A 24,035-nucleotide genomic window follows, 5' to 3' on the forward strand; every position below is an offset into this window, starting at 1 on the left:
TTCCCAGGGTTATCCCAGTCTCATGGGTAGGTTGCCCACGCGTTACTCACCCGTCCGCCGCTAAACCATATGTGTAAGCTACCTTACACATATGGCCCGCTCGACTTGCATGTGTTAGGCACGCCGCCAGCGTTCGTCCTGAGCCAGGATCAAACCCTCCGTAATTTTTCTCACACTTACTTCAAGTTTAATCCCGCTCTATTCTTAAAGCCCCATTTAAGAGCCTTCTTCCTCAATCCCTTTTACGCCTGGCCCGCCGCCACTGTTCAGTTTTCAAAGACCTCGTCATTCGACGCATTTCTTATCTTATCACCTCGCCTCCCCTTTGTCAAGACCCCCCACTCCAACTCCACCCCTCCTCCCCCTCTTCCGCAGGGAGGCAAATCTCAATATATCACCTCCCTACCCCTCTTTTCAACCCCTACCTCCCCCCTATATCCCCGCCCACCTACCCCGTATCTCGCCCCTACCTCAACTTTCCCCACTATCTCACCTTTTCTTTCGCAATTGCTCGTTTATACTCCGTCATTTATGGTCTTGGAAGAAGAAAACGGACCCATTATGCGGGTTTCGGTGATAATCAGATCTACGGGAAAGTCGTGCTCCGCAGGATAAGTGGTGGGCACAATCTGTATATCAAAGGCTAGGGCTACTTTCCAGGCCTCAGGCCTCAAGCGAGGTAAAAATCCATCGTAGTAACCGGCCCCATAGCCCAACCGGTTGCCCTGGACATCAAAGGCCACTCCCGGCACTATACACAGGTCGATATCCTCAGGATTTACCGGTCGCAGGGTTCCCGGTCTCGGTTCTAAAATACCCCAGGTTCCCGGGCTTAAGTCCTCCGGGTAATAGAGGACTTCTGAAGCGACAAGCTCTCGCTTTCCCTGCTGGCAAAAGGGTACGGCTAACCTTTTGCCCTGCTTCAAAGATTTTTTCAGCAGTTCCTCTGTTTTAACCTCGCTGCCAAAGGAAACATAAATCATAACTAGCCTGGCTTCGCGCCAGAGCGGCAGGGCCAGCAGGCGCTGTTTAATCGCCTCGCTTTTACTGACCAGTTCATCCTCCGTCAGGGCGTTGCGCCGTGCCAGTATTTCTTTTCTGAGCTGCTTTTTCACGTCTGTCCCCCCAAAAAAGCCTTTAAGTCCTGAGCACTTCCACCGGAATACCGGTTATCCTGGCCAGCTCTTCGTAATGCCTGCCTACCAGATCCCGCCCCCAAAAATCAAAGGCTAGCCCCGGCAAAAGGATAAGATCAGGGTTGAGTTTCGCTCCCTGTCCCTCTTGCCAGGCTCGGATAAAATCTGACACCGTCAAAAGGCCAGCACAAGCAATGGACCCGCCAAAGAAGCGGTTGCGCACTGGCTGCACATCTACCACCGCCGACACGGGTTTAAGCATGAGCTTTAACACTTCGAAGGCCAGTTCAGAAGTAAAAAGGAGGGCCCGCTGCGCCTGGTAACGCTGGCAAGCAGCCTGTACCAAGTTTAACAGTTCCGGGTCGCAATCCCATTCAAATACCAGGCCACTCTTTTGCCCGGGGAGTAACTCCAAAATTACTTCCTCTTCCGGGTTTCCGTTGCCCCTCTTATCCCCACGCTTTATCTTTAACTTCCGCCGCCCGGACCGAGAAATCAGGTTAAAGGCTTCCACCCTGGAGCGGGGGTTCTTCCCATCTACACTAAGGATAACATCCCCCCGCCTCAAGCCGGCTGCCTCTGCCGGGGAACCGGCCAGCACTCCGGCTACTGCTGGCGTCAGATCCTGTAATAAAGGGGGCTCCAGCAAGAGAGGTATGGCTACCTCCTCGCGCAGCTCCTCCAGGAAGGCTCCCAACTCCCGGCGCCATGTCCCGGGATCAAAGCGCAAAGAAGGAGGAGCTAAACGGGTAAAGCCGGGAAGAAAAACGCGGATAGTGGCGGCACCCGCAGCTGCCAGGCTGCGAATAGTGGCCCGCACATCTCCCCACCCCACCAGGGTCGGATAGGCCACTACGCTGCCATGCCAGAGTATCCCCGCTTGGGTTAAGTTTTCCAACCCCTCTAAAACCGGAATCGTTCCCTTTGTCCCTAAGAGTTTAAGCCTCCCGGCTGGTGTCACACTATTGATAGAGAGGTTCATCTCTAGCGGCTTTAAATCCTTGAGAGCCGCTACTTTCTGCCGGTCGAGGAGCAAGCCGTTGGTGGTAATTTCCACAGGTGTCTGGGGAAAACGCCGGCGCAGCCTGTGCATTATTGTGGAAAAGCAGGGGTGGGTTAAAGGTTCGCCTTCCACCAGGCGGGTGGCCGATTCACCGATAACGATTTTGCGTTTGCCGTCCAAATAATCCAAAAGGTTCTCTATTTGGTCCAGGGTGAGCGGTGCCAGGGTGACAACCTCTACTCCAGGGGGATTCTGTTGGTGGCTGCAAAATACGCAGCGCAGGTTGCAGGTAGAGGTTAGGGGCAAAATATTATAACGGGCAGCAGTGAGTACCACCAGTTGCCACTTATCCACAGAGTTATCCACGTCCCAATGCCTTGATTCTCAAGGTTTAGAGTAATTTATCCACATTTATTATAATAAACCCATCACCCTTACACCATATTTTTTTCCACATAGCCTGCCCTTGATTCCTCTAGTTAACCACAGTTTTATACACATTATCCACATTTCTTACCCCTTGGACATAGGCGTTTAGGTCCTAAAGGTCCCTTAGGACCTAAGCTATTTACAAGGCAGGTACCAGGGGCAGATCGGGAACAGCATCCAAGTCCAGGGGCGAAAATCCCCCGCGCAAGTACTGATAATAAGCTGCGCAGCCGATCATGGCAGCATTATCAGTGCAGTAAAGTGGCCGGGGGATGAACACAGGTAATCCCACTTCCCGAGCTGCTGCCGCTAAATCCCGGCGTAAAGCCCTGTTGGAGGCTACCCCGCCTACGGCTAAAATAGATCTACTACCTTTCTCCTTTTGGGCAGCCAGAATAGTTTTGGTAACCAAAACATCCACCACGGCCTGCTGGAAACTGGCGGCCACATCGGCTAAATTTATCTCCTGCCCTGCCTGCCGCGCTTGGTGCAAATAATTCATCACTGCTGTTTTTAAACCGCTGAAGCTAAAATCCAGACTCCCCTCTTCCAGCCACGCCCGGGGGAAAGGAATGGCCGCCGGATTCCCCTTAGCAGCCAGCTTCTCCAGCTCCGGCCCCCCGGGGTAACCCAGACCCAAGGCGCGGGCTACTTTATCAAAGGCTTCGCCGGCAGCATCGTCCCGTGTGGCACCCAACAAGTACCGCCGCTCATGGCTTTCCAAGTAAAGCAAGCTGGTATGTCCCCCGGAAACAACCAGGCAAACGGCCGGCAGGGGCAGGTCGGGGTATTCCAAAAAACCGGCATAAATATGGCCCACCAGATGGTGAACGCCGAGGAAAGGCTTTTTCAAAACATAGGCCAGGCTCTTGGCATAAGATAACCCTACTAAAAGAGCGCCCACCAGACCCGGTCCGTAGGTGGCTGCTACAGCCGTTATATCCCCAAAAGATATTTTCGCCTCCTCTAGAGCTTCTTGCACCACCGGAGCAATATTCTCCAGGTGGCGCCGCGAGGCTATCTCCGGTACTACCCCGCCAAAACAGCGATGGATAGTTTGGGAGGCAATAATATTGGCGCGAACTTCCACCCCATTAACTACTACGGCAGCCGACGTTTCATCACAAGAGGTTTCAATGGCCAGGATAATGTTATTCATGGCCGCCTCCATTTTCGTAGAGATGCTTCCACATAATAATGGCATCCTCCTGGGTATCGTTATAGTAGCCTTTCCTGATGCCTGCACGGACAAAGCCCATTCTTTCGTAGAGGCGCTGGGCCGGTATATTGGAAACCCGTACCTCCAGGGTCATGCGATCGGCGCCTAAGATTGCGGCTTCTCGCATAAGGGTTTTTAAAAGAAGTTCCCCCAAGCGCTGCCCCCGAAAATCGGGATGGACGGCAATGTTGGTAATATGGGCTTCATCTAAAATTATCCACATCCCGGCATAGCCGATGACCCTTTCGTCGTACAGGCAAACATAATAGTAAGCATAATCATTGGTATATAGTTCATTTAAAAAAGAAGATCGCGGCCATGGCGTGGGGAAAGATGCCCGCTCGATGGCCAGCACTTCATCCAGGTGCTGGCTGGTCATGGGTACGACAGACACTTCTATACCTTTGCTTTCAACTCCGCTGCCGACGGGCGCAGGTATAGAGGCTTTAATTGGAAAAGATTGTCCACCTGGCCCCGGCTTAGACGCTGTTGCCCCAGCCTGGCTATATGGGCAGCCCGGGGCAAGATATTTTCGGGGGGCAAAAATACGGCCCTTTCCCCCAATTCCTGCCAGACATCTCTGTAAGGCATTACAGCATCGCCTAAAAAATAAACCGGCTCGCCGTAAGAGGCCAATTGTGCAACCCAAGAAGACGGTGCCACGGCTTGATAAGAAGCCAGGCAACATAATTCTCCCTCCTGCCACCGATAGAGTGCTGTGTAAACTTCCTGACGCCGGGCTACCAGAACCGGACAGATCAACCCGGGTGCTCCGGCAGCATTTAGGGCCAGGCCATCCAGGGTAGGTATTGCTACCAGTGGCTTACCACTAGCGTGAGCCAGCCCTTTAGCCGTAGCCAATCCAATACGCAAACCTGTAAAGGAGCCCGGGCCCAGGGCTACTGCTATTCCTGCCAGATCGTTAAACTTTACACCTGCTTCTCCCAACAAAGTTGATATCACCGGCAGTAGACGGCGGGAATGGTATTGTTTGCTGTTTAAGCATATTTCTGCCAATAACTTCTGCACATCTACCAAAGCCACGCTGACTACAGCGGTGGAAGTCTCGATACCCAGGACCAGCAAAATATTCAACTCCCCATAAGTAAAGATAACTCCTTGGCTAACTCTTTTAAAAGGTCTCGATAACGACCGCCATAAGGGGCTAGCCGGGCCCGCCGGCCTTCGCCGGAATCCTGCTCAAGGAAAATCTCCAGGCGCTCCGATACAAAAGGTGCTAGCCTCTCGCCCCATTCCACTACCGTTATGCCCGTTCCAAAAAGGTATTCTTCCAGGCCCAGAGCCCATACTTCCTCAAGGTCCTCTAAGCGGTAAAGATCGATATGATACAGGGGATAATAACCCCGATACTCCTGAATCAAAGTAAAACTGGGGCTGGTAACTAAGCCTTTAACCCCTAAACCCTGGGCCAGGCCCTGGACCAAGGTGGTTTTACCTGCCCCTAGCTCGCCTGAAAGTATTATAATGTCTCCGGGTCGTACAAACTTTCCCAGCGCTCTTCCTAAAGCGCGGGTAGCTTCTGGATCCTTTAAAAATACCTCCACCTTTATACACCAGCACTCCAAAATTTTCCCTGGCTGTAGTATTACCAGCTCCCTGCGATTACAAACGAAAATTATAATCCGCCTACATACACCCAAAATCCATAGATAGCTGCTCTGTGCGCAGTTCCCGATAAAGATCGCGGATCTTTTTAAAATCCTCCCAAACCGGTCTTTTTTTACCTTCATCCCGCAGCAAAGCCGCCGGGTGAAAAGTCGGCATATAACGTATACCGTCCTTTTCAATCCACTGGCCGCGCAGACGGGTGATGCTAGCTCCGGGGGCAATTAGAGTTTGGGTAGCCACAGCCCCTAAGCACACTATAATTTTGGGCTGGATAAGCCTTATCTGGGCCTCTAAGTAAACTTGGCAGGCCTTAACTTCTGCCGGGGTGGGAACTCGATTCCCCGGCGGGCGACATTTAACTACATTAGTAATATATATTTCCTCCCGCCGGAAACCGGCAGCCTTTAAAATACGGTTAAGAAGCTCACCAGCAGCTCCCACAAAAGGGCGCCCCAATTCATCTTCCCTAGCCCCTGGCGCTTCTCCTACCAGCATGAGGTCCGCATTAATTAGGCCCTCGCCCAATACTGCATTTTTAGCCCTACGCCGCAAACCACAAGCCTGGCAGGATAAAACCCGGCGTTTTAGTTCTTCCCAATCCATGGCAAAACCTCCATCTTAAGAAAAGGGAAAAGCGCCCGCGACCGAGCAGGCCGGGCGCTGAATGCCTTGTTCCTTACCTGCCAGTATAGGCTTTTTTTGCTGCCCGTACTACAGCCAACAACTCTGCGGCCGCCGCGCGAATATCATCAGCGCTCACCACTGCCGAAATAACGGCTACGCCGTCAGCGCCGGCGGCTATTACCTCGGCAGCATTGCTCCGGTTGATTCCTCCAATGGCTACTAAGGGGATGGATACTATCTTTCTTATCGCCCTTATCAACTCCACCCCTACCGGCTCGCCGGCGTCAGCCTTGCTGCCTGTGGCAAAAATCGGCCCCACCCCCAGATAATCCGCTCCGGCAGCTACAGCCTCTTGCGCCTCGGCCACAGTACCTACGGAAACCCCTAAGATTTTTCCCTCGCCCAGGAGCCGACGGGCTACCTGGGCTGGCAGATCTTCCTGCCCTAAATGCACACCATCAGCGTCTACCGCCAAAGCTACATCCAGGCGATCGTTGACAATAAAGCCCGCTCCGGCCTCCCGTGTGAGCCTCCTGATCTCCAGTCCTAATTCTACGAGATCCCGGGCAGACCAATTCTTTTCCCGCAGTTGGATGACCGTGGCTCCGCCGGCCAACGCTTGGCGTACTACTTCTATCGTACTCCTTCCGCGGGATAATTCAGAAGAAGTAACTACATAGACATCATATTGCATGAGTTTTTCCCGCTCCTTAAGCACCATAAGCCTGGGTTTTTTCTTTGAGCACCCGGTGCACTTCGCCTTTGATATCTTCTAGGTCAAAAGGTTTGAAAAGAAAGCCGCTGGCCCCGCGTTCCCAGACCTGTTTTACATTAGCAGCCTCCAGATAAGCTGTGATAATAATTACTTTGGTCTGGGGCGACAAAGCTTTAATCCGGGGTAAAGCTTCCAGTCCATCCATAACCGGCATTTTAACATCCATGATCACTACATCCGGCTGAAAAGACCTCACCTTCTGCAGGGCCTGTAATCCGTTGGTGGCTAATTCTACCCGGTATCCTTCTTCGCTGAAGACCAGCTCTAGCAGTAACCGCACCCCTGCTTCATCGTCCACCACCAGTACCTTAGGTGGTTTATCCATCTTTCACCTCTCCCACCGATTTCAGCTCGCCTTTAGTTATATACCATTCGACTTCACCTTCCAAATTCCTGCATCAAGTGGAAATATCTGCTGCAACTATAAAACTTTGAAAAAGTTGTCGTTGCTCCGGATAAAATTTTATTAATTCCTCGGGGTGCCACTGTACTCCTATGACAAAGGATTTACCTGTACCCTCCAGAGCTTCAATAATGCCGTCACCGGCCCGGGCGCTAACCTTTAAGCCCTGCCCCACGGCTCTAACAGCCTGATGGTGCATACTGTTAACGCGAGCCTTGGGCCCCAGAAGTTTGGCCATCAGTGTCCCCGGCACCGTTTCTACAGTGTGGTGAGGGCAAAAGCGGGGCTTCCTCTGGCTGTGCTGCCAGCAGCCTGGCAATTCTTGCCTTATGTCCTGATAAAGCGTGCCCCCAGCAGCTACATTTAAAACCTGCATGCCCCGGCAAAGGGCCAGGAGAGGTTTCCCCACCTGTAAAACCTTCCTGGTTAAGCTTAGCTCAAACTCATCCCTTTCTAGAAGAACCCGACCCAGCCCTTCCCGCGGCTCTTGGCCGAAAAAGCCGGGATCTACATCGCCGCCGCCGGTCAAGAGGAGCCCATCAATTACTTCCAGATACTTGTCCACGGATTCTTGTGGCCCGGGAGGTAGCACTATAGGTATCCCCCCAGCATCGCGTACGGCCTCTAGATAGGCTCGATTCAAAAAGAACTTGCGGCCCTCCAGGTCTCCGTCGCAGGTCACCCCAATGACCGGCGCCATTTTGCTCCTCCCCTTTTTACATCTATCCCCGGCGTGGCGCTTTAAAAAGTAAAAAGCCTACCCGCTACGCAGGTAGACTCTCTCCTTAAGTAAACCTCATATTTCTGTCAAGCCCAGGCTGATCTCCAGGGCCCGGTTAACCTTTTCCATAATCTCCTCATCCAGGAAGGCCACCTTTTGCCCTAAGCGGCTCTTATCGATAGTACGGATTTGCTCGGTCAAAATAACAGAATCCCGCTCCAAACCGCTTTTGGCGGCGCTTATCTCCACATGAGTGGGTAATTTAGCCTTGTTAATTTGCGAGGTAATGGCCGCCACAATGGTCGTCGGACTGTACTGATTGCCGATGTCATTCTGGATAATGAGCACCGGCCTGGTACCTCCTTGCTCTGAGCCTACCACCGGATTCAATTGTGCATAGAAAATATCTCCACGTCGGACCAGCATCTTATTTACACTCCGCCAGTTTGCTATCGTAGTAGTTTTGAACTTCCTCCTCTACTTCATAGTTTTCCGTAGCTAGGGACAAATTAATTTGGGCCATTTCTTGGTAACCGCGCTTCATCTGTTCACGTATAACGCGGCGTTTACGTTCGGCTATATATAGCTTCATGGCTTCGCGAATAAATTCGCTCCGATTGCGTTTTTCCAGGGTGGCTAATCCATCAACCTCGGCCAGAAGGTTTTCTGGTAAGCTTATCATAATCCGTTTGATGCCAGGCAAGGAAGGCACCTCCCGCGAGTATAGACAACAAGCTATAATCAATTATAGCAGTAAGCTTCTGCCAAAGCAAGTTTATTAATCCGACAAATACAGACGACGCACCCGGTGGGAAATCATGCATAAAACTTCATAATTAATAGTTCCTAGCCAGCCGGCTACTTCCTCCACAGGAAGACAAGCTTCTCCCTGCCGGCCAAAAAGGACCACTTCATCACCCACCTCCACCTCTGGTATAGCAGTAACATCTATCATGCAATAATCCATACAAACTCGTCCTATAACAGGAGCTCGCCGCCCCCGAACTAAAACTTCCGCCCGGTTGGATAAGAGGCGAGAAAAGCCGTCGGCATAACCTACCGGTAAAGTGGCCACCTTAGTGGGCCTATCAGTACAAAAGGTACACCCATAGCTAATATAGCTACCAGCCGGTACTTCCTTTACCAAGATCACCCGAGTCTTAAAGGCCATGGCTGGCAGTAAAGATAATTTCCCCTTGTCCACTTCTTCCGAGGGATAATGGCCGTAAAGGCTGATACCGGCCCGTGCCAGGTTGAAATGGGTAGCCGGTAAGTCAATGAGCGCTCCACTGTTGGCCGCATGTTTCCAGGGAATCCGTATCCCTTCCCGTTCCAAGTCAGCAAGTACCCGGTTAAAGATCTGAAGCTGCTGCCAGGTATAAGTTTTATCCCTGGCATCGGCGTTGGCAAAATGGGTAAAGATCCCTTCCAGGGTAACGGCGGGCAGCTCTGCTATAGCTCGCGCTGCGGCTATCGCCTCCTGGGGTAAAAACCCCAGGCGTCCCATACCCGTATCTATTTTCAGGTGCAACCGGGCTTGGCGGCCCAAAGTTTGGGCAGCTTGAGACAAGGCCCGGGCCTGTTCCAGAGCAAAAATGGTTTGGGAGATGTCAGCCTCTATTACCGCCCGGGCATCCTCTGGGGATAAATACCCTAAAATAAGGATAGGAGACGTTATGCCATTCTGACGCAGCTCTAAAGCTTCTTCCAGAGTAGCTACTCCTAGCCAAGAAGCTCCGTTGGCCAGGGCAGTCCTGGCCACCGGTACTGCTCCATGCCCATAAGCATTGGCTTTAACTATAGCCATAAGTTCTGTCCGGGGAGCCAGGAGCTTTTTTAGCTGCTGCGTATTATGGGCTATAGCTCTGAGATCAACTTCGGCCCACACCGGCCTCGACATTGTTTTAGTACCTCCTCTATTTTCCGCGCTCTAGTTTGCGTAAGACGCGGGGTAAAAAGGCAAGCAAGTCGCCAGCCACCAGGCCGCGCTGGCCTTGAACTAGCATAGCGTAATCCCCAGCCGCCCCGTGAAGATAAGCTCCTAAAGCAGCAGCTACGGCGGGGGGCAACCCTTGAGCCACCAACCCGGCTACTATGCCGGTTAACACATCGCCACTGCCGCCGGTAGCCATGCCCGGGTTGCCGGTGGGGTTGATATAGACTTCTCCGGTAGGGCAGGCGATGACCGTCCGCGCACCCTTAAGCAAAACCACAACTTGCCATTCCCGGGCTGCCTCGGTGGCCGTTGCCAGCCGGTTCTCTTGTATCTTGGCCGCCGTGGTCCCTTTCAAGCGGGCCATTTCTCCCGGATGGGGTGTCAATACGACCTCAACTTTATTGGGCTCGTAAAGCCATTCCGGCTCCTCGGCCAGGGCATTTAAAGCATCGGCATCAATAACTACCGGACAGCGCACCTGGGGGAGTAATTCCCGTACCAGGAGGGTGGTGGAGGGATCGCGGGATAAACCCGGACCAATGGCCAGAACCTGGCATTTTCCCAAAAGCCCCACGATAAGAGGGAGAGCTTCCCGGCTAAGGGTTCCGCCCGCCGTCTCCGGCAAGCCGTGGGTCATAATTTCTTTAGCTTGAGCTGCCAGGATGTTCTGAACGCTCTTAGGCACGGCAGCTGTCACTAACCCGGCTCCTGCCCGCATAGCCCCCATGGCCGCTAGGGCTACAGCGCCCGTCATGCCCCTGGAACCGCCCACGACCAAGACGTGACCAAAAGTCCCTTTATGGGCAGTAGCCTCCCTGGGTTTTAGGTAAAGGCGGCACCACTCGGCGTTCACCAGGTGCACTTTTAAACCGCGGCTTTCGATCAACTGCCGGGGGATACCGATATCGGCTACTTCTAGCCTGCCGGTCACGCTGGCCCCAGGTTCCAGGACCAGGCCCAATTTGGGCAAAGCAAAAGTAACCGTCCAGGTAGCCCGGATGCAGGGACCGTGGAACCGGCCGGTATCGGCTTCTAACCCTGAGGGCAGGTCCACGGCCACCACCGGTTTCCCCGCTTTATTTATCAGGTCTATTACTTCTCCTCCTATGCCTAGAGCTGCTCCTTTAAAACCTGTACCAAAAATAGCATCGACTACCAGGTCGGCATAAAGGAGAGCGATATCGGCCCTCTGCAGATGGTTGTGTTCCAGGAGGGGGAAAACCTTACCACCCATTTTCTGGTATATCTCCAGGTTGGTGCGGGGATCTCCCCTGAGATCCTCAGGGCGAGCCAGCAAAAATACTTTAACTTCTGCACCTTCATTATGAAGGTGCCGGGCTACTACCAGGCCGTCTCCGCCATTGTTTCCCTTACCGGCAAAAATTAACACCCTTTTCCCCCGGGCTGTGCCACCGAAATAACGACGGATGGACTCTACCACTCGCAGCCCTGCGTTTTCCATTAATACAATACTGGGGATAAAATACTCCCGGCTGGCCAGGCGATCAATTTCTCCCATCTCGGCTGCCGTTACCACGTACACATTCTGTCACCTCCTGCCCGCTATCCCCACCGCTACAGCCAGGGCATAATCGCGGCTGTGGGAAAGGCTCACCTGTATATGGGAAAGCCCTTGTTGCCGGGCTAAATCCGCAGCCCGGCCATGAAGTACAACTTGAGGACGGTCATGGCCATAAGTCACGATCTCCACGTCCCGCCAGCTTAAAGCTCCCCACCCGCAGCCCAAAACTTTAAATACAGCTTCCTTGGCCGCCCAGCGTGCCGCCAGGGAAGCTCCCGGCCGCCTTTTCTTCCGGCAGTAAGCCTCTTCCTGCGGAGTAAAAACCTTTTGCAAAAAGCGCGGATGCCGCCTTACTGCCTTTTCTATACGATCAATCTCAATTATATCTACGCCTATTCTGGACACCTATATTTCCCCCTACGGCCTGTCATCCCTGCCATTGATTTCCATTATACCTCAATCCCTCTAGTCCCTATTCGTTCCCCCTTATTTTTTCGGCAAAAAAAGTCGAATACCTGCTGCTTACCACTGGCCAGGAAAAAATGCCTTTAGAGCCTTTAATAACTACTTTTAACGGACAAAAACTTTTCTTTCTTGAAGCAACTTGCTATTATAACCACCAAATAAAGCTGATGGGTTAAAGAGCTAGCTGTAAACTATTATTTATGTCATTCTTGGCAAAATTAACAATAAAACCATATATTAAACATAATTCTGTAGTGCTTGCAAACTGGAAAGGAGGACTCCCATGAGCCAGGAAAGCAAAACTCTAGATGCACTTTTGCAAGAAAACCGCATATTTTCTCCCTCAGAGGAATTTGCCAGACAGGCCAATACTTATAATGCCGATTTATTTAAAATCAATGATCCAGAAGAATTCTGGGCCAAAGCGGCTTCCTACCTCCACTGGTTTAAACCCTGGGATAAGGTATTGGAATGGGAGTACCCCCGGGCCTGGTGGTTTAGCGGCGGCACCCTCAATGTTTCCTATAATTGCCTGGACCGTCACCTCCATTCCTGGCGGCGCAATAAAGCAGCACTGCTATGGGAAGGTGAACCAGGAGATTTCTGTACCCTGACTTATAGGGACCTGTACCGCGAAGTTAATAAATTTGCTGCCGTCTTGCGCTCTCTAGGGGTAAGACGAGGCGATCGCGTAACTTTATATCTACCTATGATCCCTGAGCTGCCCATTGCCATGCTGGCCTGTACCCGCATCGGTGCAGTGCATAATGTGGTCTTTGCCGGTTTCAGCGCCCATGCCTTACAGGAGCGCATTAATGACATAGGCTCCCGTATCCTCATAACTGCTGACGGCGGTTTCCGCCGCGGCCAAATAATACCCCTGAAGGAGAACGCTGATATGGCCCTACAGGCAGCGCCCAGTATTGAAAAGGTTATTGTAGCCAAGCGCACGGGCCATAATATAAATATGCAGCCAGGCCGCGATTTATGGTGGCACGAACTCATGGCCACTGCTCCCCTCTACGTAGAACCGGAACATATGGAGGCCGAAGATCTTCTCTTCATCTTGCATACCAGCGGTACTACTGGCAAGCCCAAGGGGGTGGTGCATACCACAGGTGGGTATCTGGTAGGGGTAACCACCACAGCACGCTATGTTTTTGACTTAAAGGACGAGGATGTCTACTGGTGTACGGCGGACATCGGCTGGATTACCGGCCACAGTTATGTAGTTTACGGGCCCCTGGCCAATGGTGCTACTGTCCTCATCTATGAAGGCGCTCCTGACTATCCGCGACCGGATCGTTACTGGCAAATTATAGAAAAGTTCGGAGTTACCATTTTCTATACTGCACCTACAGCGATCCGTTCTTTCATGCGCTGGGGCGTGAGCCACCCCGCCCGTCATGACCTCTCATCCTTACGGCTTCTAGGTACTGTAGGCGAACCCATTAACCCGGAAGCCTGGATGTGGTATTACACCCATATCGGCCACCGCCGTTGTCCTATCGTGGACACCTGGTGGCAAACAGAAACAGGCATGATCCTCATCAGCCCCCTCCCCGGCCAAACGCCCTTAAAGCCGGGTTCGGCTACCCGGCCCTTCCCGGGCATTGAAGCCGATGTAGTGGACGATAAAGGCAATCCCGTAGCGCCAGGTAAGGGCGGCTACCTGGTGATCAAAAAACCGTGGCCGGCCATGATGCGCACCATTTATGGTGATCCGGAGCGCTATGTGAAGCAGTACTGGTCGCGCATTCCGGGCTGCTATTTTACCGGCGATGGAGCCCGTAAGGATGCCGATGGCTATTTCTGGATTTTGGGCCGGGTAGACGATGTTATCAACGTATCCGGGCATCGCCTAGGCACAATGGAGGTGGAAAGCGCCCTGGTGGATCACCAGGCGGTGGCCGAAGCCGCTGTGATAAGCCGCTCCCATCCCATCAAGGGTCAGGCCATAGTAGCCTTTGTCACCGTCAAAGAAGGGATAACTCCTTCCCCGGAACTGGCCCAAGAACTCAAAGACCACGTAGTCAAAATCATCGGTGCCATAGCTCGACCAGAAGAAATCTTCTTCACCGCAGAATTGCCTAAGACCCGAAGCGGCAAGATCATGCGCCGCCTCTTGAAGGACATAGCCGAGGGGCGCGCTTTAGGGGATGTTTCTACTCTGGCCGATCCGGGGACGGTAGAACACCTGCGGAAGGCGTACGTCGAAGAAGCTTAATTCCATACCACGCTTACCCGCCCTGCCACTTGTAGCAGGGCTTCTTTTATTTATTGACAGGAAAAGGCGAGCAGTGTAGCATAGAATTACAGAGAGATAGATAATGTTTTCGTAATTTTTTATATATACTGGAGTGATATTTATGCCTCCGATAGTGTTTATCGGTGGGGCTTTAGCTTTAACCATAATTGAAACCCTGGGGGCCAGCCTCTTGCTTAAAGCGTCCCTGGTTCTCGCGGCTCCTCTTTTTGCCGTTATAAATGGAGTTGCCCTGGTCATCCTGTTGCGCTATCTTATTTCCCCCTGTCAAGTAACAATGGAGGAAGAAGAAGCCCAAGTGCCGGAAACCCCGGTAGACCCCACTCTGCAAATCGCCCATCAGACCTTGCCCTACTTGCGGCGAGGTTTAAATGAAGCTACGGCTGCCAAAACCGCGGAAATAATCCGAAACATTGCTGAAGTAGGTGCTGTAGCCATTACCGACCGGGAGCGGGTGCTCGCCTTCCTGGGTGTCGGCTGTGAAAAGCACCCGCCGGGGGAGCGGATCTTGACGGAAGCGACTAAAGAGGTCCTGGCTACCGGCCGGTATAAAGTAGTGCATACCACCCGGGGTCTTAATTGTCCACGTTATCACTATTGTGAATGTCCTTTGGCTGCTGCTGTTATCGTGCCTCTGAAATGCCGGGGCGAAATTGTCGGAGCCTTAAAACTCTATCAGACCCAGGAAGGGATGTTACCCCCTAATATAATTCGTTTGGCCATTGGCCTGGCTGAACTTTTAAGCCTTCAGATAGAACTGGCCGAACTGGACCGCCAGCGGGAATTGCTGGTAGAAGCGCGGCTGGAAGCTTTAAATGCTCAGATCAACCCTCACTTCTTCTTTAATACTCTAAATACTATCATTAGCTTTATTCGTACTAATCCCGAACGTGCCCGGCGATTGTTGTTGCGCCTGGCCGGGCTTTTCCGCCAGACTCTTAACCGCCGCAGCAGTTTTACTACTTTGAGGGAAGAACTAGCTTATGTCCGCAACTACCTTACCCTGGAAAAGGCCCGTTTCGGGAAGAAATTCCGGTACGTACAGGATGTACCAGTAGAACTTCTTGACTACCACCTCCCGGTCCTCAGTCTACAACCGCTGGTGGAAAATGCCGTTAACCATGGCCTCATGCCTAAAGAGGGGCCAGGGGTGGTGCGTATTAGCGCTCGCTTGCGGGACGGTGAGCTCCATATTATTGTTAGCGATGACGGGATCGGCATTCCTCCCGAAAAGCTACCCCATGTGTTGAAGCCGGGTTGTGGCTCGGGCAGCGGCGTGGGCTTGAGCAATGTTAACCTGCGCTTCCAGAGCCTCTACGGTCCGGAATACGGGCTAAAACTCAAAAGCGAGGTGAATAAAGGTACTGAAGTCCACCTGCGCGTTCCAGTAATACAATTTCCTAAAGTTATCGAAGAGAACGTAGATGCTGCTCTTCCCCGAAGCCGGGCAGTAGGTTCAAACTAAGGAGGTGAGGTACAAAATGAAAATAAAAGCCTTAATAGTAGATGACGAATATCCCGCCCGGCAGGAGCTTAGGTATATGCTGCAAGAATTTAAAGATGTCGAAATTGTGGGCGAAGCCACCAATGCTAAAGAAGCTTTAAGCCTTATCAGCGCCCTGGACTATACAGTTATTTTCCTCGATATTAATATGCCGGGGATGAACGGGCTGGAGCTTTCCCGTGCCATCCAGGAGCGGCCCAATCCGCCCCTGATCATCTTTGTCACTGCCTACGAAGAGTATGCCCTCCAGGCCTTTGAAGTCAACGCCGTGGACTATATTTTAAAACCCTTTGAACCCCGCCGCCTGCGACAGGCCGTGGAAAAGGTTCGTAAGTTCCTGGAGCAGGGGCAGAGCCCACGCCAGTTAAAGACGGAAGAACCCTCGCGCGCGGAATCAACTGATGCTCGTCTTAACCGCATTCCGGTGGAAAAAGACGGTAAAACCCTGCTCCTGGATCAAAATGATCTGTATTATGCTTATACCCAGGACGATAGCGTATATTTAAAGACCTTTGCCGAACATTATTCCACCCGCTTTACCTTAAAAGAGCTATTAACGCGCCTGGACCCTAAAATCTTTTTTCGCACTCACCGCTGTTATATCGTTAATCTTACTAAGGTAAAAGAGATAGTCCCATTTTTCAATGGTACTTATACTTTAATACTCTCCGATAAACAACAAAGCGAAGTCCCTGTCAGCCGTAATCAGGCCAGCCAGCTCAAGGCTCGCCTCGGCCTCTGAAGCGTAAAAGAGCAATAAAGTAGAGCAAAACGGGTATCCCCACGAGGACCACCAGGCCCAGAGGCTGGAGAAAGAAAAAGAAGCTTTTAACTTGGAACACATCCTTAGGATGATTAGCTAAATAGTAAACTAAAGGCAACTGATAAAAGGCTAGCATCCTGTAATCCTTCAATTTAAAAAGGCGCCCCAGCAAGTAAGAAGTAGCCCAGAGCAGGGCGGAGACTGTGGGAAAAACTAAAATAATCCACAAAGAAACAAAAACCAGACTTATGCGCTCGATGAAGGTGCCGGCGAACTCCGCCAGCTGGGTAACAGCCAGCCCGGGAACTAAAGTATACTTTAGCTTATCCACGCCCAAGACCCCTTGGCAGGTGGTCAAAACCGTAATCACCACTACCATAACGACCAGATAACCATAACTAGCTGCTCGCCAGGCTTCCTTGGGTTTCTGTAAAAAAGGAACTAGGATTAAAAATAAGCTCATCTCTTCCGCATTGCTGATGCGCCACAAGGCCAGTTTTACCACCGGCGAGGGACCTTGCGGTAAAAAAGGTAAAAAATTGTCTAGGCGGACTCGGGGTACCACCAGGAGGAACAGGAGCAAGGTGAGCGGTAAAGTAACGATAACAATGATAATGCAAGCCCGGGCTAGTGGCTCCAAGCCCTGTTTAGCCAGGTAGGCCGCCGCCAGTAAAAACGAAAGCAGTACTACCTCCATCGGGGTACGGGGTAATATTGAGCTTTTAATAACATCCACGGTTATCCGCCCAACCCTGGAAGCTAAGCTAACCCAATAAACCAACACCACCAAAGCCACAGCCCAGGCCAACCACTTACCTACAATTAAACGGCTGTAACCCACCAGGTCCAGGTGGGGAAATTTCATGGCCAGCCGCGTAATAAGGTAAATGGCCCCTAGGCTAGTAAGGGTTTCCAGGGGCGAGACTAGCCAGGCATCCACCCCCACCTTATCCACAATATCCTTAGCCCCCATTAAAGTGCCTACTTCAATCATGGCGGCTATGGTTAAGAAGAAAGCCTCGGCCGCCCCTATCCTCTCTTTAGTCGACATTCTAGCTCACCATGCCTGTTCGCCTTATACTCACTTTCACCTCAACGGTCACGGGGGCCTGGGTATAAATCGAACGCCAATTCCCTTTAACCGCTTCCCACCACCGAGGATTGTTTTCTTCTATCTTCTTCCCGAAGCCCAAGACATCCGCCTGGTACTGCCGCTGCAACTTCCCAATTACGGACTCGATGCGGTGTTTTATTAATTCATTAGCCCTTCCTTCAATCTGGCGCAAGATTAGGGCTGACAGCGGTTCCGGGCTGCCTATTTTTTCTATAATATCAGCCGTTATATTTAAATTAACAGTAAAGGTGGGCCTGTCCCCTATTACCTGAGACTTCACCTTATTTTCTACCCGGCAAAGCTCCAGGCTAAAAACCCGCTTTAACTCTGGTACGGGTAAAGGTATAATCTCTCCACCTCTGACTTCCCCGGTGACCCAGTGGGCAGCCTGGGTCTCTTCCGGGGTGAGCCAGCCCACTAGCTTCCCTTCTCTAATCACCCCCGTGCCGCTTACTTGCAATTCCAGGGGTTCTTGTCCGGGTACCACAGTTACCCTGGATAATAGAATATCCCTGCCCCCATATAGGGCAGCCAACACCTCGGACAAGTTATATCTAACAAAGCGGGAAGTTCTGATCTGGCGCTCGGACTGCTCCTGCAAAAACATGCTCACACTACGGGCAAATTTAGGCCGTGCCGCGAAGATCTCTCCGGCCCGCCCTTCAGCTAAAAATACGGTAATGGCCAAGTAACTTTCACGGCTTCGAGCCCAGAAATCCAAGACCTCCACCAGGCTTCCCCGCCGGGCCAGTTCTTGGCCGATCAATAACACCTTCTGGTGACCAAAAAAGAGCTGGCGCTCCGACCGGGTAGCCGCCTTGCGCATCGCTTCCGCAAAGGTGGACCCGGTAACTGTCAGGCGCCAGGTGGGCAGCGTCTCTTCTTGTCCTTCGCCTCCTCCCCCGCCACCGCCTCCAGCTCGGGCAGCCATCCGGCGTAAGATGGGCATCTCCATAGTTAGCTCAAACTGATCCTCACCTCCCTGCCCGGCCTTAACTGGCGCCAGATCGACAAAGGTTCCCAGCACCAGGGCACGCCGTTCTATGTCCAGATTATCCCAGCACCCGGCCAATATTAAGGCGATTAGCACTAACGCTAACAACCTCATCCTTTCCTCCCCTTATTGCGCATCCGTTTATCCTCTAAGGGTTTAAGATAGGCAGGCCGTAAATGGTGTTTGAAAAGGGGGGCGCGGTAAATGCTATCCTTAAGCTCCCGTACTGTCCACGGTGCCCAGGGCTTAAGATAAGGTACTCCAAAGCTTTTGAGGGATACGAGATGGGTAAGAATTAACATCAAACCTAAGATAATGCCATAAAGCCCGAAAATAGCAGCCATTATCATGAGGAAAAAGCGTAAAATCCGCAGCGCAATAGCCGCATCATAACTGGGAATAACGAAGCCCGCTATAGCAGTGAGCGATACCACAATGACCATGGCCGAGCTCACAATACCTGCTTGCACTGCTGCCTGTCCTAGGATAATAGCCCCCACCACCCCCAGGGTCTGGCCTAAAGGGCTGGGCAACCGGATACCAGCTTCCCGGAGCAATTCTAAAGTGGTTTCCATGATAAACGCCTCAACTATAGTAGGGAAAGGCAATCCCTCCCGGCCGGCCCCGATGGAAATGGCTAGCGAAGTAGGTATCATTTCCGGGGTAAAAGAAACCATGGCGATATACATGGAAGGCAGGATCAAAGCCAGGGCGGACCCCAGGAAGCGCAGGGTGCGGATTAAAAAGGTAATAAACCACCGGTGGTAAAAATCCTCCGGACTATGCATAAGGGAATTAAAAGTAGCCGGGATAAGCAGCGCAAAGGGGGTATTATCGGTTAGGATGACGACTCGGCCCTCAAGTAAAGCCGCTGCCGCCTCGTCGGGCCTCTCGGTGTTCTGGATTTGGGAGAAAGGAGAGTACCACCGATCCTCTATTATTTGTTCAATAAATCCGCTTTCCAATATACCATCGATATCGATTCCACCAAGGCGCCGTTCCACCTCCGCCACCAGCTCGGGGTTAGCCACACCCGCCAAGTACATGACCCCTACCGTAGTCCGGCTCCGCCGGCCCAGGAAGTACGTCTTGAGTTTGAGCTGGGGATCTCGGATACGCCGCCTCAATAACGTAGTATTGGTACGAAAACATTCCGAAAATCCTTCTCGCGAGCCCCGGATGAGAGCCTCAGCGGGAGGTTCCTCCACCCCCCGGTGTTCCCAGCCGCAAACTTCCAGGGCCAGGGCCTTATTCACGCCATCCAGGAGGAACACCGCAAAACCGCTCATAATACAAAGGGCCGCTTCGCGAAAGTCTGCTATCTCCCGTACATTGGCTACAGTCACTAAGGAATCCCGTATTTTATGGAATAGCTCCCTGGCTGAGTTAAATACCGAAGTGGCTAACGGAGCTTCCAGAAGGAGGGATTTGACAATTTGAGTATCAACAATTTCGTTATCCACCAGCCCGTCTACGTAAATTAGCACTGCTGGCCTCCCCTCCTGGCCACCTATCTTCATCCGGCGGTAGACGACATCCTGGCAATCGACAAAAACGGCCAGAAATATTTCCATATTAGCTTCCAAACTGTCTTCAAAGGAAGCGTCTGTAGCTTGGCCCTCATGCACCAGTGGAGAGGCTAGCTGGTCTCTGCTTTGGGTAGACTTCCCCTTCTGCCCTTTGCGCAAATACCGCCAGAATTTTTGAGGCTTTCGAGGCAATGGAAAAGGCCCCCCTGCCATTAAGGTTTTCCAGGTTTTCCGGGTTTCTCGTTCATTTTATCTTGCGTAAGGCAGCTGGTAAATATTCACCAGGGGAAGGCGACTCCTCTCTTTGCACCAAGAGCAGCAATGGCTTGTTTCCGGCAACGGCGAGTCTTGAGTCTTTTTTATCATTTTACCTTGCATCTCGTCTCCCATTTTTCTTGGGCGCTGCCTTCCCTTTAAAAATAAAAAGACCCTGCTAGTAGCAGGGATGGCAGGAGCTTTATCGGTAGCTATTGCCTTGCTCCTACCCGGTAACTGGAATATTATATTAGCGGCTGGTTTGGCGGCCACTATAGGGGTGGCTGTAGAACCATGGATCGACAGCTCCTGTTAGCTATCCTCGGTATGGCTTTAGTAACCTATTTGCCCCGCGGTTGTTCTTTGCTTTTTTCTCGGCATACATGCGCGCGTCAGCAGCGGAGAGGAGGAAGTGGGCGTCCCCACCGTCCTCGGGACAGTAGGCTACCCCCGCAGAAAGGCCAACCTCAATATCCCCAGTATAAGGCAGCTCCGCCATCAGGTTCTCTTTTAGCCTGGCCTTGAACTTTTCTACTCGCGGGCCCCGGCTGGCAAACAAGATCGCAAACTCGTCTCCCCCGTACCGGGCAGCTATGTCCTCTTCCCGCGTGCTCCTCCTTATTGCCCTCCCAGCCGCCTTCAAAACCTCGTCCCCCACCTGGTGACCCAGAGTGTCGTTTATCAGCTTCATGTTATCCACGTCCAGTATGGCCACCGCAAAACCGCCCCCCCTTCTTAACCTGCGGTCCAGTTCCAGGAAAAAGGTCCTGCGGTTGTAAAGGCCTGTTAGGGGGTCGGTCTCTGCTTCTCTCTTGAGTACCAGGGCTACCAGGTGGAATTTTATCGTCAGGAGGCACATGGCCAGTATAGTCACTGCCGTGCCGGCGTTCACCAGCACCAGGTCACCCAGTATCTTGCTCCAGCTTTCCGGAAGACCCAGTCTGGCCCAGTACGCGCTCAGAAAAGTTCCTGTGCCCATAGTTAATAGTCCCAAAAGCAGCAATTTCTCCGGGCCGTAACCTTTCCAGCCGCGCCTGCGGTAAAAGCAAATTCCCATACCCACGGCCGATAAAAAATATATGGCACCCCTGAAAAGTCCTGATACTACTTGTACCTGCTCCGGCTCCATCAGGCAACCTTACACCCCTTTTGTATACCCGAACCCGGCCTGCTTTACACGCAAAGCCGGGGTGCCTCTCGCGGAGCGAGGGCGCCCCGGCCAACATACGAAACCCTGCTATCTACCACCCAAAAATGCGCGGGACATTGAACTGCCCCGCGCCGTCCGCTGTCTATTTGCTTCCGATCGCCTCCAGCATCCGGAGAATCATCGCCGCGGCTTCCGCACGCGTTACACGCTTATCGGGCCGGAACGTGTTGTCGGTATAGCCCTCGACAATGCCCTTAGCTACCGCGGCTCCCACGCTCGACCTCGCCCAATCCGGGATACTGCCCGCGTCGGCAAACTTCAGCTCGGCAGGCGCAACAGGGCCTACCTTCTTCTCCAGTATCCTCACCACCAGGGCGGCCATCTCGGCCCGGAAAACCGGCCGGCCGGGTTCAAAGGTAACCGTGCCGTCCGGCTGCGGGTAGCCCCTGACCAGCCCTTCTCTCGCCGCAGCCGCGACCACTCCCATGGCCCAGGCCGGGATCGAGGCATTATCCTTGAATCTCAGATCTTGCTCGCTGCCGGGAGCCAGCTCAAGGGCACGTACCAGTATGGCCGTAACTTCAGCCCGGCTGATCTCGTTGTCGGGCCTGAAAGTGCCGTCCTCGTAGCCGGAAACAACACCCATGCCGGCCAACCTGCCCACTGTTTCAGCCGCCCAGTGGCCCTGCATATCTTTGAAGGTGACCACTTCCGGCCTGGGCGCCTCTTTAGTCACGGCAAACACGGCAAACATCCTGAGGTGGTCGACCGTTACCGTAACGGTTGCCTTATCTGAATCAACAACTCCTGGCAGGCGTACCCATTTGCCTGCCTTCTCGTCATAGTACAAGGCCGCCGGCTCCTGGTCCTTGCCCAGCTTGCCCTTGTCGAAGTAGAGAGTGATGGTGACCTTGCCGGTCAGGGTGCCATCCTTGAGGGTGATGTCCACAACCTTGCTCAGGAGCGGCATCCCCGCGCCCGCGGCCTTCTCGTCGCCCACTACTTCAGCCTTGATGAGGACGTTCGACCCGCTCACGGCCCTGGCCGGCACCTCGACTTTGACCTTTCCGGAGATTTCGGCCACGGTGGTAGTACCCGCCTGTACGGGCTTTTCGACCTTATCGGCAGGCGACGTTATCGCACCGCCTCCGCCACCACCGCCAGAGCCGCCTGAAGTAGAAGTTACGGTGTAGGAGAATGTCGCAATTTCGCTCTGAATGCTATTCCTTTCTGCTACAGCTTTCAGGGTAGTGTTGCTTGTTAATGTCAATGGGGCCGTGTAAAATTTCGCCGGTGTTGAACCATCTATGCTGTAGTAGATGCTTGCTCCTGGCTCGGCGCTTAGCGTCACCTGGACGCTGCCAGAATAAGTGCCGGGTGCCGGTTGAGCCGTGGGAAGAGCAGGGCTGTTGGCTACAGTGAAGTAGCTAAAGGAGTTGACGGCAAATTCAACTACGCCATTTTTAAGTTCTCCCCCTAGGTTTACCCACTTGTTGTCGATCAGCTTGAAAGCCCTGATGCGTTCACCTGTAACTCCTGCAACTGGAAGGCGGATTGTTACGGGTTTCGCCAGGCTTACGTTTTCTATCTTAATTTCGGTAACCTGGCCTACCATGTTGGCTGCAGGAAGATTGCTTTTATCCTCCACTTGCTTAACCGTTATCTTTGCTGTTCCGCTGACGGTTCCTGGAGCAATTTCCAGTTCAACGCCGGTTTTACTTTTCAGCACCAATGTTTCGCTGGGAGGAGGTGTAAAATTGTCCAATACACCGGTCTCCGGTATTTGCTCCTCTTTTTGTCCACCCGACACCGCCTGAGTGGTAAAGCTGAAGGTGTAGTCCCGCATCAGGACGTTGCCCGCCAAATCCTTCACCGCGCCGGCAGGGATGGTCACGGTGTACTTGGTGTTGTGGGCAAAGTTGACGTTCGGCCTAATGGTAAGGACCTTGCCGCCGATGCTTTTGGTGACGGCGACGGCGTTATCGGCGGCATCCTTAACCGAGATGCCGTCGTAAGCAGTTCCCGCCTGCACCTCCTCACTGAAGGTAACGGTGATAGTCTTGTCCACCGGCTCATTCGTTGCGTCGTCGGCTGGGTCGGTGCTGATAATTGCAGGTGCAGTGGTGTCCCCCGGCCCGGGTGGCGTGCCTGTCGCCGTAAGGTTGACTACTTTCACGTCACCTGCTTTAAAAACCGCCGTTTGCTCGGCCCTTATCCCGGCTACCTCAAAGGTCACCTGCTTACCGTCATCCACCGCGGTCCCGCTAACCACGAGTTTCGGGTCAAGCGGACCAGGGCCGCCGTACTTGCCGTCTTCTTTAACGGTGATCTGACCGCGAATCTCGCTGCCTATTTTGGCCACGATTACCGTACCGGCCGGTGCCGGCTGGCCGTTCAGCGTGACCGCTCCGTAGTATGCCGCAGGGAGCACCGGCTGCTCCTGAGCTACGGCGAGCCCCGGTAGAAGCAGGGCAAATACAAAGAGAAGGACCAGCAAACCAGATTGGTAACGCATGATCTTTCTCAAATAGCATCCCTCCTTCGCTCATTGAGGGCCTGCGTAAAGGGCCGCGCCTGGAAGCGCGGCCCTTAACGCGG

General features: G+C 52.8%; 23 protein-coding genes and 1 rRNA gene. 3 read left to right on the top strand and 21 right to left on the bottom strand.

Features of this window, described 5'->3' with window-relative positions; translation table 11 throughout:
* From AC1BI1_RS12995 to acpS, 16 genes are all read right to left on the bottom strand, one after another.
* A 16S ribosomal RNA gene (locus AC1BI1_RS12995) occupies window positions 1-165 on the bottom strand; the annotation flags it as partial.
* A 350-nt stretch (window positions 166-515) separates the two neighbouring features.
* A complete protein-coding gene (locus AC1BI1_RS13000; protein WP_476717733.1) occupies window positions 516-1,115 on the bottom strand; it encodes a 5-formyltetrahydrofolate cyclo-ligase in 600 nt (199 codons plus the stop codon).
* Between the two features lie 22 nt (window positions 1,116-1,137).
* Window positions 1,138-2,493 carry a radical SAM protein gene (locus tag AC1BI1_RS13005; protein ID WP_476717734.1) on the bottom strand — a complete coding sequence of 452 codons (1,356 nt, stop codon included), beginning with the start codon at window positions 2,491-2,493 and terminating at the stop codon, window positions 1,138-1,140.
* Window positions 2,494-2,707: 214 nt separating this feature from the next.
* Window positions 2,708-3,727: a tRNA (adenosine(37)-N6)-threonylcarbamoyltransferase complex transferase subunit TsaD gene (gene tsaD, locus AC1BI1_RS13010; protein ID WP_476717735.1), complete on the bottom strand. Its 1,020-nt coding sequence runs from the start codon at window positions 3,725-3,727 to the stop codon at window positions 2,708-2,710.
* Window positions 3,720-4,166 (bottom strand): ribosomal protein S18-alanine N-acetyltransferase, encoded by a 447-nt coding sequence (gene rimI, locus AC1BI1_RS13015; RefSeq protein ID WP_476717759.1) that lies wholly within the window; start codon window positions 4,164-4,166, stop codon window positions 3,720-3,722. Before rimI ends, tsaD begins: the two co-directional genes overlap by 8 nt.
* Before the next feature lie 17 nt (window positions 4,167-4,183).
* A complete protein-coding gene (gene tsaB / locus AC1BI1_RS13020; protein WP_476717736.1) occupies window positions 4,184-4,873 on the bottom strand; it encodes a tRNA (adenosine(37)-N6)-threonylcarbamoyltransferase complex dimerization subunit type 1 TsaB in 690 nt (229 codons plus the stop codon).
* Window positions 4,874-4,878: 5 nt separating this feature from the next.
* On the bottom strand, window positions 4,879-5,352 hold the full coding sequence (gene tsaE / locus AC1BI1_RS13025; protein ID WP_476717737.1) for a tRNA (adenosine(37)-N6)-threonylcarbamoyltransferase complex ATPase subunit type 1 TsaE: 474 nt from the start codon (window positions 5,350-5,352) through the stop codon (window positions 4,879-4,881).
* Window positions 5,353-5,434: 82 nt separating this feature from the next.
* On the bottom strand, window positions 5,435-6,019 hold the full coding sequence (locus AC1BI1_RS13030; RefSeq protein ID WP_476717738.1) for a uracil-DNA glycosylase: 585 nt from the start codon (window positions 6,017-6,019) through the stop codon (window positions 5,435-5,437).
* Between the two features lie 73 nt (window positions 6,020-6,092).
* Window positions 6,093-6,734, bottom strand: coding sequence for a thiamine phosphate synthase (gene thiE / locus AC1BI1_RS13035; protein ID WP_476717739.1), 642 nt, complete (start codon window positions 6,732-6,734; stop codon window positions 6,093-6,095).
* Between the two features lie 16 nt (window positions 6,735-6,750).
* Window positions 6,751-7,140, bottom strand: coding sequence for a response regulator (locus AC1BI1_RS13040; RefSeq protein ID WP_476717740.1), 390 nt, complete (start codon window positions 7,138-7,140; stop codon window positions 6,751-6,753).
* Between the two features lie 73 nt (window positions 7,141-7,213).
* Window positions 7,214-7,918, bottom strand: coding sequence for a gamma-glutamyl-gamma-aminobutyrate hydrolase family protein (locus AC1BI1_RS13045; protein WP_476717741.1), 705 nt, complete (start codon window positions 7,916-7,918; stop codon window positions 7,214-7,216).
* A gap of 96 nt (window positions 7,919-8,014) precedes the next feature.
* Window positions 8,015-8,365 (bottom strand): type II toxin-antitoxin system PemK/MazF family toxin, encoded by a 351-nt coding sequence (locus AC1BI1_RS13050; protein ID WP_476717742.1) that lies wholly within the window; start codon window positions 8,363-8,365, stop codon window positions 8,015-8,017.
* 1 nt (window position 8,366) lies between these two features.
* Window positions 8,367-8,642: a CopG family ribbon-helix-helix protein gene (locus AC1BI1_RS13055; protein WP_476717743.1), complete on the bottom strand. Its 276-nt coding sequence runs from the start codon at window positions 8,640-8,642 to the stop codon at window positions 8,367-8,369.
* A gap of 75 nt (window positions 8,643-8,717) precedes the next feature.
* On the bottom strand, window positions 8,718-9,839 hold the full coding sequence (gene alr, locus AC1BI1_RS13060; protein ID WP_476717744.1) for an alanine racemase: 1,122 nt from the start codon (window positions 9,837-9,839) through the stop codon (window positions 8,718-8,720).
* Between the two features lie 16 nt (window positions 9,840-9,855).
* Window positions 9,856-11,418: an NAD(P)H-hydrate dehydratase gene (locus AC1BI1_RS13065; RefSeq protein ID WP_476717745.1), complete on the bottom strand. Its 1,563-nt coding sequence runs from the start codon at window positions 11,416-11,418 to the stop codon at window positions 9,856-9,858.
* A 6-nt stretch (window positions 11,419-11,424) separates the two neighbouring features.
* Entirely contained in the window at window positions 11,425-11,802 is a 378-nt protein-coding gene (gene acpS / locus AC1BI1_RS13070) for a holo-ACP synthase (protein WP_476717746.1), read from the bottom strand.
* A 343-nt stretch (window positions 11,803-12,145) separates the two neighbouring features.
* Here acpS and acs point away from each other — a divergent pair, with 343 nt between their 5' ends.
* The 3 genes from acs to AC1BI1_RS13085 all read left to right on the top strand — a co-directional run bounded on the left by acs (window position 12,146) and on the right by AC1BI1_RS13085 (window position 16,374).
* Complete coding sequence (gene acs / locus AC1BI1_RS13075) at window positions 12,146-14,089, top strand: acetate--CoA ligase (protein WP_476717747.1); 1,944 nt, start codon at window positions 12,146-12,148, stop codon at window positions 14,087-14,089.
* 142 nt (window positions 14,090-14,231) lie between these two features.
* Window positions 14,232-15,593, top strand: coding sequence for a histidine kinase (locus tag AC1BI1_RS13080; RefSeq protein WP_476717748.1), 1,362 nt, complete (start codon window positions 14,232-14,234; stop codon window positions 15,591-15,593).
* Window positions 15,594-15,609: 16 nt separating this feature from the next.
* On the top strand, window positions 15,610-16,374 hold the full coding sequence (locus AC1BI1_RS13085) for a LytR/AlgR family response regulator transcription factor (protein ID WP_476717749.1): 765 nt from the start codon (window positions 15,610-15,612) through the stop codon (window positions 16,372-16,374).
* Here AC1BI1_RS13085 and AC1BI1_RS13090 read toward each other — a convergent pair.
* From AC1BI1_RS13090 to AC1BI1_RS13110, 5 genes are all read right to left on the bottom strand, one after another.
* Window positions 16,352-17,446, bottom strand: a complete 1,095-nt coding sequence (locus tag AC1BI1_RS13090) for a GerAB/ArcD/ProY family transporter (RefSeq protein ID WP_476717750.1) — start codon at window positions 17,444-17,446, stop codon at window positions 16,352-16,354. The genes AC1BI1_RS13085 and AC1BI1_RS13090 overlap by 23 nt on opposite strands.
* A gap of 1 nt (window position 17,447) precedes the next feature.
* A complete protein-coding gene (locus tag AC1BI1_RS13095; RefSeq protein WP_476717751.1) occupies window positions 17,448-18,611 on the bottom strand; it encodes a Ger(x)C family spore germination protein in 1,164 nt (387 codons plus the stop codon).
* A 2-nt stretch (window positions 18,612-18,613) separates the two neighbouring features.
* A complete protein-coding gene (locus tag AC1BI1_RS13100; RefSeq protein WP_476717752.1) occupies window positions 18,614-20,224 on the bottom strand; it encodes a spore germination protein in 1,611 nt (536 codons plus the stop codon).
* A 379-nt stretch (window positions 20,225-20,603) separates the two neighbouring features.
* Window positions 20,604-21,416, bottom strand: coding sequence for a GGDEF domain-containing protein (locus AC1BI1_RS13105; RefSeq protein WP_476717753.1), 813 nt, complete (start codon window positions 21,414-21,416; stop codon window positions 20,604-20,606).
* 163 nt (window positions 21,417-21,579) lie between these two features.
* On the bottom strand, window positions 21,580-23,964 hold the full coding sequence (locus AC1BI1_RS13110) for an S-layer homology domain-containing protein (protein ID WP_476717754.1): 2,385 nt from the start codon (window positions 23,962-23,964) through the stop codon (window positions 21,580-21,582).
* Window positions 23,965-24,035 lie beyond the last annotated feature (71 nt).

This window comes from Thermanaeromonas sp. DSM 22490 (assembly GCF_056378755.1).